This window comes from Pseudoduganella lurida, assembly GCF_007830455.1.
Classification (GTDB): Bacteria; Pseudomonadota; Gammaproteobacteria; order Burkholderiales; family Burkholderiaceae_D; genus Rugamonas; species Rugamonas lurida.
Map to the genome: position 1 here is coordinate 37,890 of NZ_VLLB01000005.1, position 15,751 is coordinate 53,640.

The window sequence follows — 15,751 nt, forward strand, 5'->3', positions numbered from 1 at the left end:
CCCATGCTCAATCCGCAACTGAACAAACACGGCGAGCTGCAGCACCTGCTGACGACCGAAGGCCTGCCGAAGGCCATCATCAACCAGATCCTCGACACGGCGTCCTCGTTCGTCAGCGTGTCGGACCGCGAGGTCAAGAAGGTGCCGCTGCTGCGCGGGAAAAGCGTGTTCAACCTGTTCTTCGAGAACTCCACGCGCACCCGGACCACGTTCGAGATCGCGTCGAAGCGCCTGTCGGCGGACGTGATCAACCTGAACATCTCGGCCTCCTCGGCCAGCAAGGGCGAATCGCTGCTGGACACGATCGACAACCTGGCCGCCATGCATGCGGACATGTTCGTGGTACGCCACGCCTCGTCCGGCGCGCCCTACCTGATCGCCAAGCACCTGCACGACACGAAGCAGAACCACGTGCACGTGGTGAACGCGGGCGACGGCCGCCACGCGCACCCGACCCAGGGCCTGCTGGACATGTACACGATCCGGCACTACAAGAAGGACTTCACGAACCTGCGCGTGGCCATTGTTGGCGACATCCTGCACAGCCGCGTGGCCCGGTCCGACATCCACGCGCTGTCCACGCTGGGCGTACCGGAGATCCGCGCGATCGGCCCGCACACGCTGCTGCCGGGCGGCCTGGACCAGCTGGGCGTGCGCACCTTCACCAACATGGACGAAGGGCTGAAGGACGTCGACGTGATCATCATGCTGCGGCTGCAGAACGAGCGCATGAGCGGCGCGCTGCTGCCGTCCGCCCAGGAATACTTCAAGAGCTACGGCCTCACGCCCGAGCGCCTGGCGCTGGCCAGGCCGGATGCGATCGTGATGCACCCGGGGCCGATGAACCGGGGCGTGGAGATCGATTCGGCCGTGGCGGACGGGCCGCAGGCCGTGATCCTGCCGCAGGTCACGTTCGGCATCGCGGTGCGGATGGCGGTGATGAGCATCGTGGCAGGCAATCAAGGGTAAATACAGGATGAAGCGCAGGAATAACGATCTGATGAGTAATCTTCTCATTCAAAACGGCCGCGTGATCGACCCGGCCAACGGTGTCGACACCGTGCAGGACGTGTACATCGTCGACGGCAAGGTGGCCGCATTCGGTACGGCGCCGGAGGGCTTCACGGCCGAGCGCACGCTCGATGCCACCGGCCTCGTCGTCGCACCGGGCCTGGTGGACCTGTCGGCGCGGCTGCGCGAGCCGGGCTACGAATACAAGGCCACGCTGGAATCGGAACTGCAGGCGGCCATGCAGGGCGGCGTGACGAGCCTCGTCTGCCCGCCGGACACGGATCCCGTGCTGGACGAGCCGGGCCTGGTCGAGATGCTGAAGCACCGCGCACGGGGCCGCAACCAGGCCAATGTGCATCCGCTGGGCGCGCTGACGATGGGCCTGAAGGGCGCCGCGCTGACGGAGATGGCGGAACTGACGGAAGCGGGCTGCATCGGCTTCGCGCAGGCCGAAGTACCGGTCGAGGACACCAATGTGCTGCTGCGCGCGCTGCAGTACGCGAAGACGTTCGGCTACACCGTGTGGCTGCGGCCGCAGGATGCGCACATCGGCAAGGGCGGCGTGGCGCACAGCGGCCCGCTGGCCTCGCGCCTGGGCCTGTCCGGCGTGCCGGTGATGGCCGAGACCATCGCGCTGCACACCATCTTCGAGCTGGTACGGTCGACTGGCGCGCGGGTGCACCTGTGCCGCCTGTCGTCCGCGGCCGGGCTGGAACTGGTGCGCGCGGCGAAGGCGGAAGGGCTGCCCGTCACCTGCGACGTGGGCGCCCATCACGTGCACCTGACCGATGCCGACATCAATTTCTTCGACCCGAACGCGCGCGTGACGCCGCCGTTCCGCAGCCAGCGCGACCGCGAGGCGATCCGCAATGCGGTGGCCGATGGCACGGTCGACGCCATCTGCTCGGACCACACGCCGGTCGACGACGACGAGAAGCTGCTGCCGTTCGGCGAAGCCTCGCCGGGCGCGACGGGCCTGGAGCTGCTGCTGTCGCTGGCACTGAAATGGGCCGAGGAACAGAACCATGGTGCCGCCAACCTGTTCAAGGCGCTGCAGCGGGTGACGGCCGATCCGGCCCGCGTGGCAGGGCTCGATGCCGGCCACCTGGCGGTGGGCGCGGTGGCGGACGTGGTGGTGTTCGATCCGCAGGCGCGCTGGCTGGTCGAGCCGGCCGCGCTGGCCAGCCAGGGCAAGCACACGCCGTTCATCGGCTACGAGATGCCGGGCCAGGTGCGCGCCACCATCGTGGCCGGCCACGTGGCGTTCGAGCGCGCGGCACGCTGACGACTGCGGTGCCGGCGGTTTCGCCATGAACCGCTGCCATGATCCCCGCCATGACCCCCGCGGTCATGGCGGGCTGGCCGTGACTCCGACCCCGCCGGCCCGGCCCGATGTCATCACCGGTACACGGATGACTGGTATCGTGCAATGATGGTGACTCTGTCCTCTTCCTTATTTCCATGATCGTTTTCCTGCGTATCGTGCGGCTCGTCATCCACCTGCTGGTGGGCATGGCGATCTGCGCGCTGGTATTTCCCTGGGTCGACCGGCAGGCGCGCGAAGTGCACGTGCGGCGCTGGTCGCGCTACCTGCTGGCCATCTGCAATGTGCAGGTGCAGATCACCGGTGGCAGCGCGGTGCCGCGCGCCCAGGCGCTGGTGGTGTCGAACCATGTGTCCTGGCTCGACATCTTCGTGCTGAACGCGCTGTATCCATGCCGCTTCGTGGCGAAGGCCGAGATCCGCTCGTGGCCGCTGGCCGGCTGGCTGGTGGAGCAGGCCGGCACCGTGTTCATCGCCCGCGGCAGCCGGCGCGACCTGCGGCGTGCGTTCGAGGGGCTCGTGACGGCACTGAAAGGGGGCGAGCGGGTGGCCTTCTTCCCGGAAGGAACCACGGCGCCGCAGGGCACGCTGCTGCCGTTCCACGCCAACCTGTTCCAGGCCGCGGTGGACGCAAAAGCGCGCGTGCAGCCCTACGCGATCCGCTACATCGACAGCCGCCGCAACCTCCATCCGGCGGTCGAGTTCATCGGTGAGATGACGTTCGCGCAGAGCGTGATGGCCATCATGTCCGGCAAGCCGATCCATGCGCGGGTGACCATCCTGCGCTCGATGAAGGCGGAGAACCTGAACCGCCGCGAAATGGCCGAACGTTCCTACCAGGCCATCCGCCAGGCGCTGGGCATTCCCGCGCCCGCCGAGGCGGAGGAGGCCGGGCTGGATGACGCAGTGGAAGAGGATGGCGATCCGGACGCGGCCGCGGCGTAGGGCGCAAGCCGCAGAGAACCGCGACGTACCTGGGCTCCCGGCACCGGGCAGCCGCCGGTAGTGGTGGCCACGAACCGCGGCGTACCGGGGCTTGGCACCGCTGCTCCGGGACTTCGGCAGAACCGTCTGCGCATGTCGCGGTGCCTGACTCCAGCCTTCAGGCAGCATCACCATGCAGCGTCAGCCCTTGCCCTTCGCCCTTCGGAACTCCGGGCACTCCACCTGCAGCAGCGACCGGTCGTCCAGGCAGACGGCCGACAGCTGGCCGCCCCACACGCAGCCGCTGTCCAGCGCCACCAGCTTCGGTTCGATGCGCAGGCCGAGCGCCGACCAGTGCCCGAACACCACGGTCACGTCCGCCGTGGCGCGGCCCGGCACCTCGAACCACGGCAGCAGGCCGGTGGCCGGGTCGATCGTGGCGCTTTCCTTCTGCTTGAAGTCCATCGTGCCGTCCGCCGTGCAGAAGCGCATCCGGGTCAGGGCATTGACGATGCAGCGCAGCCGCGCCGTGCCGCGCAGGTCGTCGTCCCAGCGGTCCGGCTGGTTGCCGTACATCTCGGCCAGGAACGTCACCCATTCGTCGCTGCGCAGCGCCGCTTCCACTTCGCCTGCCAGCGCCATCGTCCGCTCTGCCGTCCACTGGGGCAGCACGCCGCCGTGCACCAGCAGATGCCCCTTCGTATACAGGGCCATCGGGCGGCTGCGCAGCCAGTGCAGCAGCGCCTCGCGGTCCGGCGCGGCCAGGATGGTGTCCAGCGTATCGGAGCCCGATTCCGGGCGGATGCCGTTCGCCACCGCCAGCAGGTGCAGGTCGTGATTGCCCAGCACGGCATCGATGCGGCCGCCGCTGCCCTGGGCCAGCGCCTGCACATAGCGCAGGGTGGCCAGCGAGTCCGGTCCTCGGTTGATCAGGTCGCCGCAAAAGAGGATGGAGGGCGGTTCGTTCTCCCTTGCCAGAATCGCTTCGACGAGTGAAACTGTTTCCGCATGACAACCTTGCAGGTCGCCGATGGCATAGGTCCGCATATGTTTCCTAGATACACGATTGCAATTATCTGGAGGCCGGCGGGCGCTTTCCATTACAATCGAGGTTATTACTTAATCAACTTGCAGGACAGGGATACTAAATGATTTTCGTGACAGGCGGGGCCGGTTTCATCGGCTCGAACTTCGTGCTGGACTGGCTGGCCGGGTCGGATGAGCCGGTGCTCAACTTCGACAAGCTCACCTATGCCGGCAACCTGAACAACCTGGCGTCCCTGAAGGACGATGCCCGCCACGTCTTCGTGCGCGGCGATATCTGCGACGGCGAACAGGTGCTGGCCCTGCTGCGCGAACACCGTCCGCGCGCCATCGTGCACTTCGCCGCCGAGAGCCATGTGGACCGGTCGATCCACGGTCCGGCCGAGTTCATCAACACGAATATCAACGGCACGTTCGCCCTGCTGGAAGCGGCCCGGGCCTACTGGACCGCCCTGCCGGACGCCGAGAAGGAGGCGTTCCGCTTCCTGCACGTGTCCACCGACGAAGTGTACGGCACGCTGGGCGCCACCGATCCCGCGTTCACCGAAACGACGGCATTCGCGCCCAACAGCCCCTATTCGGCGTCGAAAGCAGCCTCCGACCACCTGGTGCGTTCCTACCACCATACCTACGGCTTCCCGACGCTCACCACGAACTGCTCGAACAACTACGGCCCTTACCACTTCCCGGAAAAACTGATCCCGCTGATCATCGCCAACGCGCAGGCCGGCAAGCCGCTGCCGATCTACGGCGACGGCCAGCAGATCCGCGACTGGCTGTACGTGTCCGACCACTGCGCGGCGATCCGCCGCGTGCTGGCCGATGGCCGCCTGGGCGAAACCTACAACGTGGGCGGCTGGAACGAGATGGCCAACCTCGACGTGGTGCACACGCTGTGCGACATCCTCGACAGCCTGAAGCCGAAGGCCACGGGCAGCTACCGCGACCAGATCACCTACGTGAAGGACCGCCCGGGCCACGACCGCCGCTACGCGATCGATGCGCGCAAGCTGGAGCGCGAGCTGGGCTGGAAGCCGGCCGAGACGTTCGAGACGGGCATCCGCAAGACGGTGCAGTGGTACCTCGATAACGCCGCCTGGGTGGCGGACGTGCAGTCGGGCGCCTATGCGAAATGGGTCGAGACCAATTACTTCAACCGCGACAGCAGCCAGGCGGAGGCATCATGAACGACCAGGCATCGAACCCCGCGATCACGGGCCGCAAGGGCATCATCCTGGCCGGCGGCTCCGGCACGCGGCTGTACCCGGTCACCACCAGCGTCTCGAAGCAGCTGCTGCCGATCTACGACAAGCCGATGATCTACCATCCCCTCACCACGCTGATGCTGGCGGGGATGCGCGAGATCCTCATCATCTCCACGCCGCAGGACACGCCGCGCTTCCGCGACCTGCTGGGCGACGGCAGCCAGTGGGGCCTGCAGCTGTCCTACGCGGTGCAGCCTTCGCCGGACGGCCTGGCGCAGGCCTTCATCATCGGCCGCGACTTCGTGGGCGATGCACCGTCCGCGCTGATCCTGGGCGATAACATCTACTACGGCAACGACCTGGACGGCCTGCTGCGCAACGCCGCCAGCCAGCCGGACGGCGCCACCGTGTTCGCCTACCACGTGCAGGATCCGGAGCGCTACGGCGTGGTCGATTTCGACAGCGAGCGGCGCGCCATCAGCATCGAGGAAAAGCCGGCCGTGCCGAAGTCGAACTACGCCGTCACCGGCCTGTACTTCTACGACAGCCAGGTGTGCGACATCGCCGCGTCGATCCAGCCTTCCGCCCGCGGCGAGCTGGAGATCACGGACGTCAACCGCGCCTACCTCGAACGGGGCGACCTGCGCGTGGAGCTGATGGGCCGCGGCATGGCCTGGCTCGACACCGGCACCCACGATTCGCTGCTCGACGCATCGCAGTTCATCGCCACCATCGAGAAGCGCCAGGGCCTGAAGGTGGCCTGTCCGGAGGAGATCGCGTACCGGAAGGGCTACATCGACGCCGCCCAGCTGGCGCGCCTGGCCGAACCGCTGAAGAAGAACGGCTACGGCCAGTATCTGCTGCAGATCCTGCAGGACAAGGTGATTCCGCGATGAAGGTCATTCCCACCCCGATCGAGGGCTTGCTGGTCATCGAGCCGACCGTGTTCGGCGACGACCGCGGCTTTTTCTACGAGAGCTTCAACGCGCAGAAGTTCGCCGACCTGACGGGCGTCACGCTGCCGTTCGTGCAGGACAACCACTCCCGCTCGGCGCGCGGTGTGCTGCGCGGCCTGCACTACCAGATCCGCCAGGCGCAGGGCAAGCTGGTGCGCGTGACGGCCGGCAGCGTGTTCGACGTGGCCGTCGACCTGCGCCGTGCCTCGCCCACGTTCGGCAAATGGTTCGGTGTCGAGCTGTCGGCCGAGAACAAGCGCCAGTTCTGGATCCCGCCCGGCTTCGCGCATGGCTTTGCCGTGACGAGCGAGTTCGCCGAGTTCCTGTACAAGACCACCGACTACTACGCGCCGGAACACGAGCGCGCGCTGCTGTGGAACGACCCGGCCGTGGGCATCGACTGGCCCATCGACGGCGTGCCGCTGCTGTCGGCCAAGGACCAGAAGGCGCTGGCGCTGGCGGATGCGGAAGTGTTCGAATGACGCGCAGGAACCGGCAACCGAAGATCCTGCTGACCGGCTGCAGCGGCCAGGTGGGCCACGAGCTGCGCCGCAGCCTGCAGGGCATCGGCGAAGTCATTGCCGTGGACCGCAGCAGCATGGACCTGGCCAACCTGGACCAGGTGCGGGACGTGATCCGCGCCGAGCGCCCGCAGCTGATCGTCAACCCGGCCGCCTACACGGCCGTCGACAAGGCCGAAACCGAGCCGGCACTGGCGCACCGCATCAATGCCGAAGCGCCGGCCGTGATGGCCGAGGAAGCAAAGGTGCTGGGCGCCGCGCTGGTGCATTATTCGACCGACTACGTGTTCTCCGGCCAGGATGGCGGCGCGCGCGTGGAGACCGATCCCGTCGGGCCGCTGAACGTGTATGGCGCCAGCAAGCTGGCCGGCGAGCAGGCCATCGCGGCTTCCGGCGTGCCGCACCTGATCTTCCGCACCAGCTGGGTGTACGGCATGCGCGGCAAGAACTTCCTGCTGACGATGCTGCGCCTGGCCAAGGAGCGCGACGAGCTGCGCATCGTGAGCGACCAGCACGGCGCGCCTACCTGGAGCCGCACGATCGCCGACAGCACCGCTCTGGTACTGGCCCAAGCGGGGCAGGGCGGTGCCGGCTGGTGGGAGGCCAATAGCGGTATCTACCACCTGTCCAGCCAGGGTGAAACGACCTGGTTTGGCTTTACCCAGGCGATCCTGGAAGAGGCGGGCATCGCCTGCAAGCTGGTGCCGATCACGACGGAAGAATATCCGGTGCCGGCAAAGCGGCCGCAGTTCTCCGTGCTGTCGTCCGAGCGGCTGCAGGAGCGTTTCGTGCGGCTGCCGCACTGGCGCGAAGCCCTGCGGCTGTGCCTGGAATAAGGGCACACTGCGCACTGCATCACGGTCCGCTGTCTCCATTGGCAAGCGGATCCCGGGCAATCCAGCCGGGCCATTGGAATGCGCCACCCCGCGGGGTGGCGTTTTTTTCTTCCACCCTCATTACTCCGGTACAATCGCTGGTTGGCAAGCAGGCAATGCCCTTGCTGCGCCGCCGCATCGGCGGGCGATACGCGCGGCCATTCACCGATTTACGAATTCATGTTTTCATTCCTGGTAAGTTTTGTCGCCTCCGCCCTGCTGACCCTGCTGGTCATCAAGGAGTCGCGCCTGCATGGCCCGGCGCTCGATGCCGATTTCAACGGTGTCCAGAAGGTGCACGCGCATTCCGTGGCGCGGATCGGCGGGCTGTCGATCTTCCTGGCGGTCGCGCTGTCCGCTTGCATATCGATCTGGCGGGTGCCCGCATTGACCACCTGGATGCTGTCGCTGATGGCCTGCAGTTCCTGCGCTTTCGTCGGCGGCATCGTCGAGGATTACACGGGCCGCGTGTCGGCCGCGCGGCGCCTGTTCCTGACAATGGTGGCCGCATTGCTCGGCTATTACCTGCTCGATGCGCGAATCGACCGGATCGACTGGATCGATGCGGTCTGGCCATTACCCTGGATCTGGCTGACGCTGCCATTGACGATATTATCGGTGGCGGGTATTGCCAATGCCGTCAATATCATCGACGGCTTTAATGGACTGGCCAGTGTTGTCACAATCTGCATGCTGCTTTCCCTGGGTTATGTGGCATTGCAGGTGAACGACATGTTCGTGCTGGTGGCGGCGCTGATGGTGGCCGGTGCCACGGCCGGATTCCTGATCTGGAATTATCCGGTGGGGCTGATTTTCCTTGGCGACGGTGGCGCCTACTTTATCGGTTTCATGCTGGGCGAGCTGGCGCTGCTGCTGGTAATGCGCAATCCCCAGGTATCGACCTGGTATGCCGCGCTGCTGCTGATCTATCCGGCATTCGAAACCCTGTTTTCCGTCTATCGCCGCATGTTCATTCGCGGCAAATCGCCCGCCATGCCGGACGGTATTCACCTGCACAGCCTGATCTTCCGCCGCGTGGTGCAATGGGCCGTGGGCCGCAAGGATGCACGCGCGCTGATGCGCCGCAATTCGCTGACATCGCCTTATCTGTGGATGTTCTCGCTGATGGCGGTTATTCCGGCCACCGTGTTCTGGCGCCATACCGGCGTGCTGATGCTTTTCTGCGCGCTGTTCATCATCAGTTATGTCTGGCTTTATGTCCGCATCGTCCGATTTAAAGCGCCGCGCTGGATGATCCGGCACAAGAGAAACCAGTAGATATTGAATCTGGTGTATATTTCGCAGAGAATCACGTTTCCGAACAATTTTACAAAGGAATGGACGATGGATCTGTCGAATTTATCGGCGTCGGACTTGCGCAATCTGCAGGAACAAATCAAGCGCGAACTGAAGAAGCGCGAATCGCAGGATCTGCAAAAGGCCAAGGAAGAGATTTTCGCCATTGCCCAGCGCGTTGGCCTGCCGCTGAAAGAACTGATCAATACGAATCCACGCGGCAAAGGCAGCACGGTGGCCGCCCGTTACCGCAATCCCGGCGACGACACCCAGCAATGGACCGGCCGCGGCCGCCAGCCGAAATGGGTCAAGGAATGGCTCGATTCCGGCAAGGCCATCGACGACCTGCGCATCTGATTCCGCTGTCCTGAAGCCGGCGCCCGCGCGCGGCTCTCCCATCGTGCATGGCAGCAGGGCGGACTTGCCTGCTGCTGTCATCGCACTTACTATACCGTCTGTTTCCATTTCATAAAGCCGGCTGCGCTCAGCCCGGGCTCATCCGACACCCATGGTCTCCCTCTCGAAATCCATCTTCAAAGCCTACGATATCCGCGGCATCATCGATAACACCCTGGACGCCGGCGTTGCACGCCAGATCGGCCATGCATTCGGCCTGGCCGCCGCTGCCAAGGGCGAACAGAGCGTCGTGATCGGCCGCGACGGCCGCCTGTCCGGCCCGGCACTGGCGAAGGCGCTGGCCGAAGGCCTGCAGGCTGCCGGGGTCGGCGTCATCGACCTGGGCGTGGTCGCCACGCCGATGGTCTATTTCGGCACCAATGTGCTCGAGACGAAGTCCGGCATCATGGTCACGGGCAGCCACAACCCGCCCGACTACAACGGCTTCAAGATGGTGCTGGCTGGCGAGGCGATCTACGGTGACGCGATCACCGGCCTGTACGACCGCATCGCCGCCGGCGACCTGCCAGCAGCCGCGCAGCCGGGCAGTTACCGTACCCACGACATCCGCGCCGCCTACCTGGAGCGCATCATCGGCGACGTGAAGATCTCCCGTCCCATCAAGATCGCCGTCGACTGCGGCAACGGCGTGGCCGGCGCGTTTGCCGGTGACCTGTACCGCGGCATGGGCTGCGAAGTGATCGAGCTGTTCTGCGAAGTGGACGGCAATTTCCCGAACCACCACCCGGACCCGGCGCACCCGGAAAACCTGCAGGACCTGATCCGCTGCCTGCAGGAGACCGATGCCGAGATCGGCCTGGCCTTCGACGGCGACGGCGACCGCCTGGGCCTCGTCACGAAGGATGGCCAGATCATCTTCCCGGACCGCCAGATGATGCTGTTCGCGGCCGACGTGCTGTCGCGCGTGCCGGGCGGGCAGATCCTGTACGACGTGAAGTGCACGCGCCACCTGGCGCCGTACATCGAGAAGGCCGGCGGCCAGCCGCTGATGTACAAGACCGGCCATTCGCTGGTGAAGGCCAAGCTGAAGGAAACCGGCGCGCCGCTGGGCGGCGAGATGAGCGGCCACATCTTCTTCAAGGAACGCTGGTACGGCTTCGATGACGGCCTGTACGCCGGCGCGCGCATGCTGGAGATCCTGACCAAGGAGCAGGACCCGTCGGCGCTGCTGAACGCGCTGCCGCAATCGGACAGCACGCCGGAACTGCACCTGCACCTGGCCGAAGGCGAGAACTTCATCGTGATGGACAAGCTGCGCGCCGATGCCAAGTTCCCCGGCAACGAGCGCATCATCACGATCGACGGCCTGCGCGTGGAATACGCGGACGGCTTCGGCCTGGCGCGCTCCTCGAACACCACGCCGGTGATCGTGATGCGCTTCGAGGCCGAATCGCCGGCAGCGCTGGCACGCATCCAGGGCCAGTTCCGCGACGTGATCCTGGCGGCGAAACCGGATGCGCAGCTGCCGTTCTAAGCCTAAAGCTTGATGAACATCCTGCTGGTGCGTGTCTCCTCGCTGGGGGACGTGCTGCACAATCTGCCCATGGTGGCGGACATCCGCCGCCACTTCCCCGACGCGAACATCGACTGGGTGGTGGAGGAGGGCTATGTCAGCCTGGTGCGGCTGAATCCCGGCGTGCGCCACATCATTCCGTTCGCGCTGCGGCGCTGGCGCAAGCGGCTCGGCGACAAGGCCGTGCGTGCCGAGATCCGCGCCTTCTTCCGCCAGCTGCGCGAGGTCGAGTACGACTACGTGTTCGACACGCAGGGCCTGCTCAAGACCGGCATCATCATGGGCGCAGCCCGTGTCAGGAAGGGCGGGAAGAAGGTCGGCCTGGCCAACGGCAGCGAAGGCTCCGGCTACGAAGGCATCTCCCGCATCTTCCATACGCAAAGCATTCCGCTCGATCCGCGCACGCATGCTGTGGCGCGCGGCCGCCTGGTGGCCGGTGCGGCGCTGGGCTATGCGGTCGACACGCCGGCCGATTTCGGCCTGCCGCAGATTCCCGAAGACGCAGCGCGTCCCGACTGGATGCCGGCCGGCCCGTATGCCGTGTACTTCCACGGTACGGCGCGCGATGCGAAGAAATGGGCGCCCGAGCACTGGATCGCGCTGGGCCGTGAACTGGCGCCGATGACCATCCTGCTGCCGTGGGGCTCGCCGAAGGAACTGGCGGAAGCCGAAGCGCTGGCAGCCGCCATTCCGAATGCGCGCGTGCTGCCGAAGCTGTCGATGGCCGATGCCGTGCTGCTGGCGCGGCGTGCGGCGCTGGCGGTGGGCGTCGACACGGGCCTGACGCATATCGCCGCCGCGTTCAGCCGGCCCGTCGTGGAGATCTACTGCGATTCGCCGCGCTGGAAAACGGAAGGCAACTGGTCGCCGCGGATCGTCAACCTGGGCGACCGGGGCAGCCCGCCTTCGGTGGACGAAGTGGCGGCCGCCGCACTGGGCCTGCTGAAGGCCGAGCACTGATGCGGCTCCTGTACACCCTGCTGTGGCGGCTGGCCCTGCCCCTGGTGCTGGCGCGCCTGTGGTGGCGCGGCCGCCAGGAGCCGGGCTACCGCCAGCACTGGAACGAGCGTCTCGCCGTGTATCGCCGGCGCGCCGCCAACGACGAGCCGCTGACGATCTGGGTGCATGCCGTCTCCGTGGGCGAAACGCGCGCCGCCGAACCGCTGGTGGACGCGCTGCTGAAACAGTATCCGCGCGGCCGCATCCTCCTCACCCACATGACGCCGACGGGCCGCGCCACGGGCCGCAGCCTGTTCGGCAAGCATGGCGCGCGCGTCGTGCAGTCCTACCTGCCGTACGACCTGCCGGGCCTGGTCGACCGCTTCATCACGCATTTCGAGCCGCGCATCTGCCTTCTGATGGAGACGGAGGTGTGGCCGAACCTGATCGCCCGCTGCAACCGGCGCAGCGTGCCGGTCGTGCTGGCCAACGCGCGGCTGTCGGAACGCTCGCTGCGCAAGGCGCGCAAGCTGGGCCGGCTGATGACGGAGGCGGCGCGCGGCATCTCGCTCGTCGCGGCGCAGACGGAAGACGATGCGGCGCGCGTGCGGGCGCTGGGCGTGGCCAATGTCGCCGTCACGGGCAGCATCAAGTTCGACGTGGTGGTGCCGCCGGCCGCCGTGGCCACTGGCATGCTGTTGAAGAACCAATGGGGAACGGGACGTCCGGTGCTGCTGTGTGCCAGCACGCGCGAAGGGGAAGAAGAGCCGATCCTGGATGCGTTCCAGGATGCGCTTGCAAGCGCCGCTCCGGTGCCTGCGGCGGCGGGCGTTGCTCCGGCTGCTGTGTCTCATGACCTGCCTGCCGCGCTGCCTGCCGATACCCTGCTGCTGCTGGTGCCCCGTCACCCGCAACGCTTCGATGCCGTGGAGGCGATGGCACGCGAGCGCTCGCTTGCCGTACAGCGCCGCTCCTCGCTCACGCAACCGGGCGCCCGTGTCGATGCCGGCACCGGTGTGGTGCTGGGCGATTCGATGGGGGAGATGTTTGCCTACATCGCCGCCTGCGACGTCGCCTTCATCGGTGGCAGCCTGCAGCCGCTGGGCGGCCAGAACCCGATCGAGGCGGCGGCCCTCGCCAAGCCGATCCTGATCGGCCAGCACACCTTCAATTTCGCGCAGGTCACCGACGATGCCGTTGCGGCCGGCGGCGCGCTGCGTATTGCCGATGCCGCAGAACTGATGTCGCAAGCAGCGCGCCTGCTCACGGACGACAGCGCCCGCGCCACGATGGGCGCCAGCGCGCTTGCCTTCGCCAGCCAGCACCGCGGCGCCACCGCCCGCACGCTCGCGCTGCTGCCGCCGCTCACCGACTAGCTACAGCCCAGCTTGTGTCCACCAGGGGTCTGCCCCCGACATGCACACAGCCTCGGCAGTATCGCTGCTCGGTTCGTGTCCATGTCGGGGTCTGACCCCAAGGTGGACACGGGCTCGACACTAAGAGATCACTGCCCCAGGATGATGGAAGCGATCACGCCCGTGGCGACGGCGGCGAGGACGTAGTCGTTGCCCGTCTGGACCCAATGGTAGCCGCGTGGCGGGGCCGAGAGGCGGTGGCCGCGCCAGTCGTCGACGACGTACTGGCGGTTGCGGTAGTCGCTCGGCAGGCGGCCGCCCTTGCGCAGGTCGTGGCGGGGACCCGCGCCGCGGTTGCGGTCGTCGCGGCCGTCGTGGTGATAGTCGACGCGGTCGTTGCGGCGGCCGTCGGAATAGCGGCGGTCGTCGCGGTTGTCGTGACGGTCACCGCGGCGGTCGTCGTCGCGTTGTTCATAGCGCTCGTTGCGCTCGTTGCGGTCGTGCCGGTCCTGGGCGTGAACCGCCGCGCCGCCGGCCAGCGTGGCCGCCAGCAGGGCGGCCTGGATGAGTCGATGGTTCATGGTGTGCTCCTGTCATTGAAACGTGACTTCAGTATCCAATGACGAGCCATGCCGCTCTGTGCGCGGACGAACTATCCACGCAGATACGGATCCTGTATCAGGGAAACAGCACGGGCATCTCCTGCGAGCGGCGCCGCAGCAGCTGCTTGGCTTCCTCGTACTGCGGATAGACGCGGCCCACGTGGGCCCAGAAGCGCGCGCTGTGGTTCATCTCGTGGATGTGCGCCAGCTCGTGCGCCACCACGTAGTCGATCAGCGGCAGCGAGAAGAACATCAGCTTCCAGTTCAGCCGGATCGCCCGGTCGACCGTGCAGGAGCCCCAGCGCGAATCGGCCGAGGAGATCGACAGCGACGCATACTGCACGCCCACGCGCGGCGCGTACAGGTCGAGCCTCTGCGCGAACAGGCCCTCGGCCTGCCCCTTGTACCAGTTCTTCACGCGCTCCTTCACCAGCAGCTCGGTGGCGCCCGGCACGAGGCCCAGCGCCAGTTCGTTCGTGTGCGGATTGAATTCGGTGCGGTTGCGCGGCGCCTGGTACATGCGCAGCGTGATGTCGCCGCCCAGGTAGGGCAGCCTGGCGCCATCGTCCCAGCGCATCGGCGGCTTTTCCAGGCGCGCGGCGCGGCGCTGGCGGCGGTCGTCCAGCTTCGTCAGGATCCAGTTCTGCTTGGCGCGGATGGCGTTCTCGATATCGCCCAGCGTGCAGCGCTTCGGCGCCGTGACGCGCAGGCCTTCGTCGTCGACCATGAAGCCGATCGACGTGCGCGTGGAGCGGCGCAGCACGTATTCGAGGATGAAGCTGCCCACCAGCACCTGGCGGCGGTCCTCGCCATCGTTGCGGGGCATGACGGGGGAGGGATCGGGACGGCGCAGCTGCACCGGTGGGCGCAGCAGGTTGACGGTGGCGGGGGCGGGAACGGGGAAGTGGGAAGGGATAGAGGGCAAAGCAGCGGAGGGCGCAGCAGTGGAGGGCGAAGCGGCGGACGATGCGGCAGCCGTCTGGCTCACGCCAAACAGATCGAGCTGCAGGTCCGCATCGAGGTTGGCCTCGGCGGGCACCGCCGCCAGCTGTTCGCTGGCCTGCGTACGCCCGTCTAGCCAGCGCTGTAGGCGTGGGGCGAAATGACGCGCATTTCTGATTCGATCCACTGTTCCACCTGTTCCATCATGCTGTCGGGGGTGTGCCCTTCGGGCGATATCGGCTTGCCCACGGAGACTGTGATCTTGCCCGGATACTTGATAAACGAATTCTTCGGCCAGCACTCGCCGGAGTTCACGGCGATCGGCACCACCGGGGCGTTCGTCTCGATCGCCAGGCGCGTGCCGCCGCTCTTGTACTTGCCCGCCTGGCCCACCGGGATGCGCGTGCCTTCCGGGAACATGATAATCCATTGGCCGTCCTTCAGGCGGCGTTTGCCGTGGGCGACGACCATGCGGAACGCATTCTTGCCCTGCTTGCGGTCGATCGGGATCATGCGCAGCAGCGCGATGCCCCAGCCGAAGAACGGGATGTACAGGATCTCCTTCTTGAACACGAAGACCAGGGGCCGCGGCAGGTTCGGCAGCAGGAAGATCGTCTCCCATGCCGACTGGTGCTTCGACAGCACGATCGCCGGGCTGTCCGGGAAGTTCTCGTAGCCCTTGAACTCGTAGCGGATCCCGCAGATCACCTTGGCCGCCCAGATCACGAACACGTTCCACCGCGAGGTGACGTAATAGCGCTTGTTGTACGGCAGCGGCGCCACCAGCAGGCAGACGAAGCACCACACCACGGTGGCAACCAGCATCGC

At 66.5% G+C, this 15,751-nt stretch carries 16 protein-coding genes; 12 read left to right on the forward strand and 4 right to left on the reverse strand.

Features of this window, described 5'->3' with window-relative positions; all coding sequences use genetic code 11:
• Window positions 1-3: 3 nt before the first annotated feature.
• The 3 genes from IP91_RS14935 (at window position 4) to IP91_RS14945 (ending at window position 3,279) form a co-directional block, all read left to right on the forward strand.
• Entirely contained in the window at window positions 4-969 is a 966-nt protein-coding gene (locus IP91_RS14935; protein WP_145649888.1) for an aspartate carbamoyltransferase catalytic subunit, read from the forward strand.
• Window positions 970-1,000: 31 nt separating this feature from the next.
• Window positions 1,001-2,296: a dihydroorotase gene (locus IP91_RS14940; protein WP_145649889.1), complete on the forward strand. Its 1,296-nt coding sequence runs from the start codon at window positions 1,001-1,003 to the stop codon at window positions 2,294-2,296.
• A gap of 176 nt (window positions 2,297-2,472) precedes the next feature.
• The gene (locus IP91_RS14945; RefSeq protein WP_145649890.1) at window positions 2,473-3,279 is read left to right on the forward strand and encodes a lysophospholipid acyltransferase family protein; all 807 of its coding nucleotides are present in this window, start codon (window positions 2,473-2,475) and stop codon (window positions 3,277-3,279) included.
• A 180-nt stretch (window positions 3,280-3,459) separates the two neighbouring features.
• Here IP91_RS14945 and IP91_RS14950 read toward each other — a convergent pair whose 3' ends face one another.
• Entirely contained in the window at window positions 3,460-4,305 is an 846-nt protein-coding gene (locus IP91_RS14950; protein ID WP_145649891.1) for a symmetrical bis(5'-nucleosyl)-tetraphosphatase, read from the reverse strand.
• A gap of 101 nt (window positions 4,306-4,406) precedes the next feature.
• Between IP91_RS14950 and rfbB the strand changes: the two genes are divergently transcribed.
• The 9 genes from rfbB (at window position 4,407) to waaA (ending at window position 13,400) form a co-directional block, all read left to right on the forward strand.
• A complete protein-coding gene (gene rfbB, locus IP91_RS14955) occupies window positions 4,407-5,489 on the forward strand; it encodes a dTDP-glucose 4,6-dehydratase (RefSeq protein ID WP_145649892.1) in 1,083 nt (360 codons plus the stop codon).
• A complete protein-coding gene (rfbA, locus tag IP91_RS14960; protein ID WP_145649893.1) occupies window positions 5,486-6,403 on the forward strand; it encodes a glucose-1-phosphate thymidylyltransferase RfbA in 918 nt (305 codons plus the stop codon). The genes rfbB and rfbA overlap by 4 nt, the downstream gene beginning before the upstream one ends.
• Window positions 6,400-6,945, forward strand: a complete 546-nt coding sequence (rfbC, locus tag IP91_RS14965; RefSeq protein WP_145649894.1) for a dTDP-4-dehydrorhamnose 3,5-epimerase — start codon at window positions 6,400-6,402, stop codon at window positions 6,943-6,945. The genes rfbA and rfbC overlap by 4 nt, the downstream gene beginning before the upstream one ends.
• Window positions 6,942-7,820, forward strand: a complete 879-nt coding sequence (rfbD, locus tag IP91_RS14970; RefSeq protein WP_145649895.1) for a dTDP-4-dehydrorhamnose reductase — start codon at window positions 6,942-6,944, stop codon at window positions 7,818-7,820. Before rfbC ends, rfbD begins: the two co-directional genes overlap by 4 nt.
• Window positions 7,821-8,039: 219 nt before the next feature.
• On the forward strand, window positions 8,040-9,137 hold the full coding sequence (locus IP91_RS14975) for an MraY family glycosyltransferase (protein WP_145649896.1): 1,098 nt from the start codon (window positions 8,040-8,042) through the stop codon (window positions 9,135-9,137).
• Between the two features lie 66 nt (window positions 9,138-9,203).
• Window positions 9,204-9,512, forward strand: a complete 309-nt coding sequence (locus tag IP91_RS14980; protein WP_145650243.1) for an H-NS histone family protein — start codon at window positions 9,204-9,206, stop codon at window positions 9,510-9,512.
• 151 nt (window positions 9,513-9,663) lie between these two features.
• Window positions 9,664-11,046, forward strand: coding sequence for a phosphomannomutase/phosphoglucomutase (locus IP91_RS14985; RefSeq protein ID WP_145649897.1), 1,383 nt, complete (start codon window positions 9,664-9,666; stop codon window positions 11,044-11,046).
• A 12-nt stretch (window positions 11,047-11,058) separates the two neighbouring features.
• Entirely contained in the window at window positions 11,059-12,045 is a 987-nt protein-coding gene (waaC, locus tag IP91_RS14990; RefSeq protein ID WP_145649898.1) for a lipopolysaccharide heptosyltransferase I, read from the forward strand.
• Complete coding sequence (waaA, locus tag IP91_RS14995; RefSeq protein WP_145649899.1) at window positions 12,045-13,400, forward strand: lipid IV(A) 3-deoxy-D-manno-octulosonic acid transferase; 1,356 nt, start codon at window positions 12,045-12,047, stop codon at window positions 13,398-13,400. The genes waaC and waaA overlap by 1 nt, the downstream gene beginning before the upstream one ends.
• Before the next feature lie 128 nt (window positions 13,401-13,528).
• Here the strand turns inward: waaA and IP91_RS15000 are convergent, their stop codons facing one another.
• The 3 genes from IP91_RS15000 to IP91_RS15010 all read right to left on the reverse strand — a co-directional run bounded on the left by IP91_RS15000 (window position 13,529) and on the right by IP91_RS15010 (window position 15,748).
• Entirely contained in the window at window positions 13,529-13,960 is a 432-nt protein-coding gene (locus tag IP91_RS15000; RefSeq protein ID WP_145649900.1) for an RcnB family protein, read from the reverse strand.
• Window positions 13,961-14,057: 97 nt separating this feature from the next.
• The gene (locus IP91_RS15005) at window positions 14,058-15,110 is read right to left on the reverse strand and encodes a M48 family metallopeptidase (RefSeq protein ID WP_307724423.1); all 1,053 of its coding nucleotides are present in this window, start codon (window positions 15,108-15,110) and stop codon (window positions 14,058-14,060) included.
• On the reverse strand, window positions 15,056-15,748 hold the full coding sequence (locus tag IP91_RS15010) for a lysophospholipid acyltransferase family protein (protein WP_145650245.1): 693 nt from the start codon (window positions 15,746-15,748) through the stop codon (window positions 15,056-15,058). Before IP91_RS15010 ends, IP91_RS15005 begins: the two co-directional genes overlap by 55 nt.
• Window positions 15,749-15,751 lie beyond the last annotated feature (3 nt).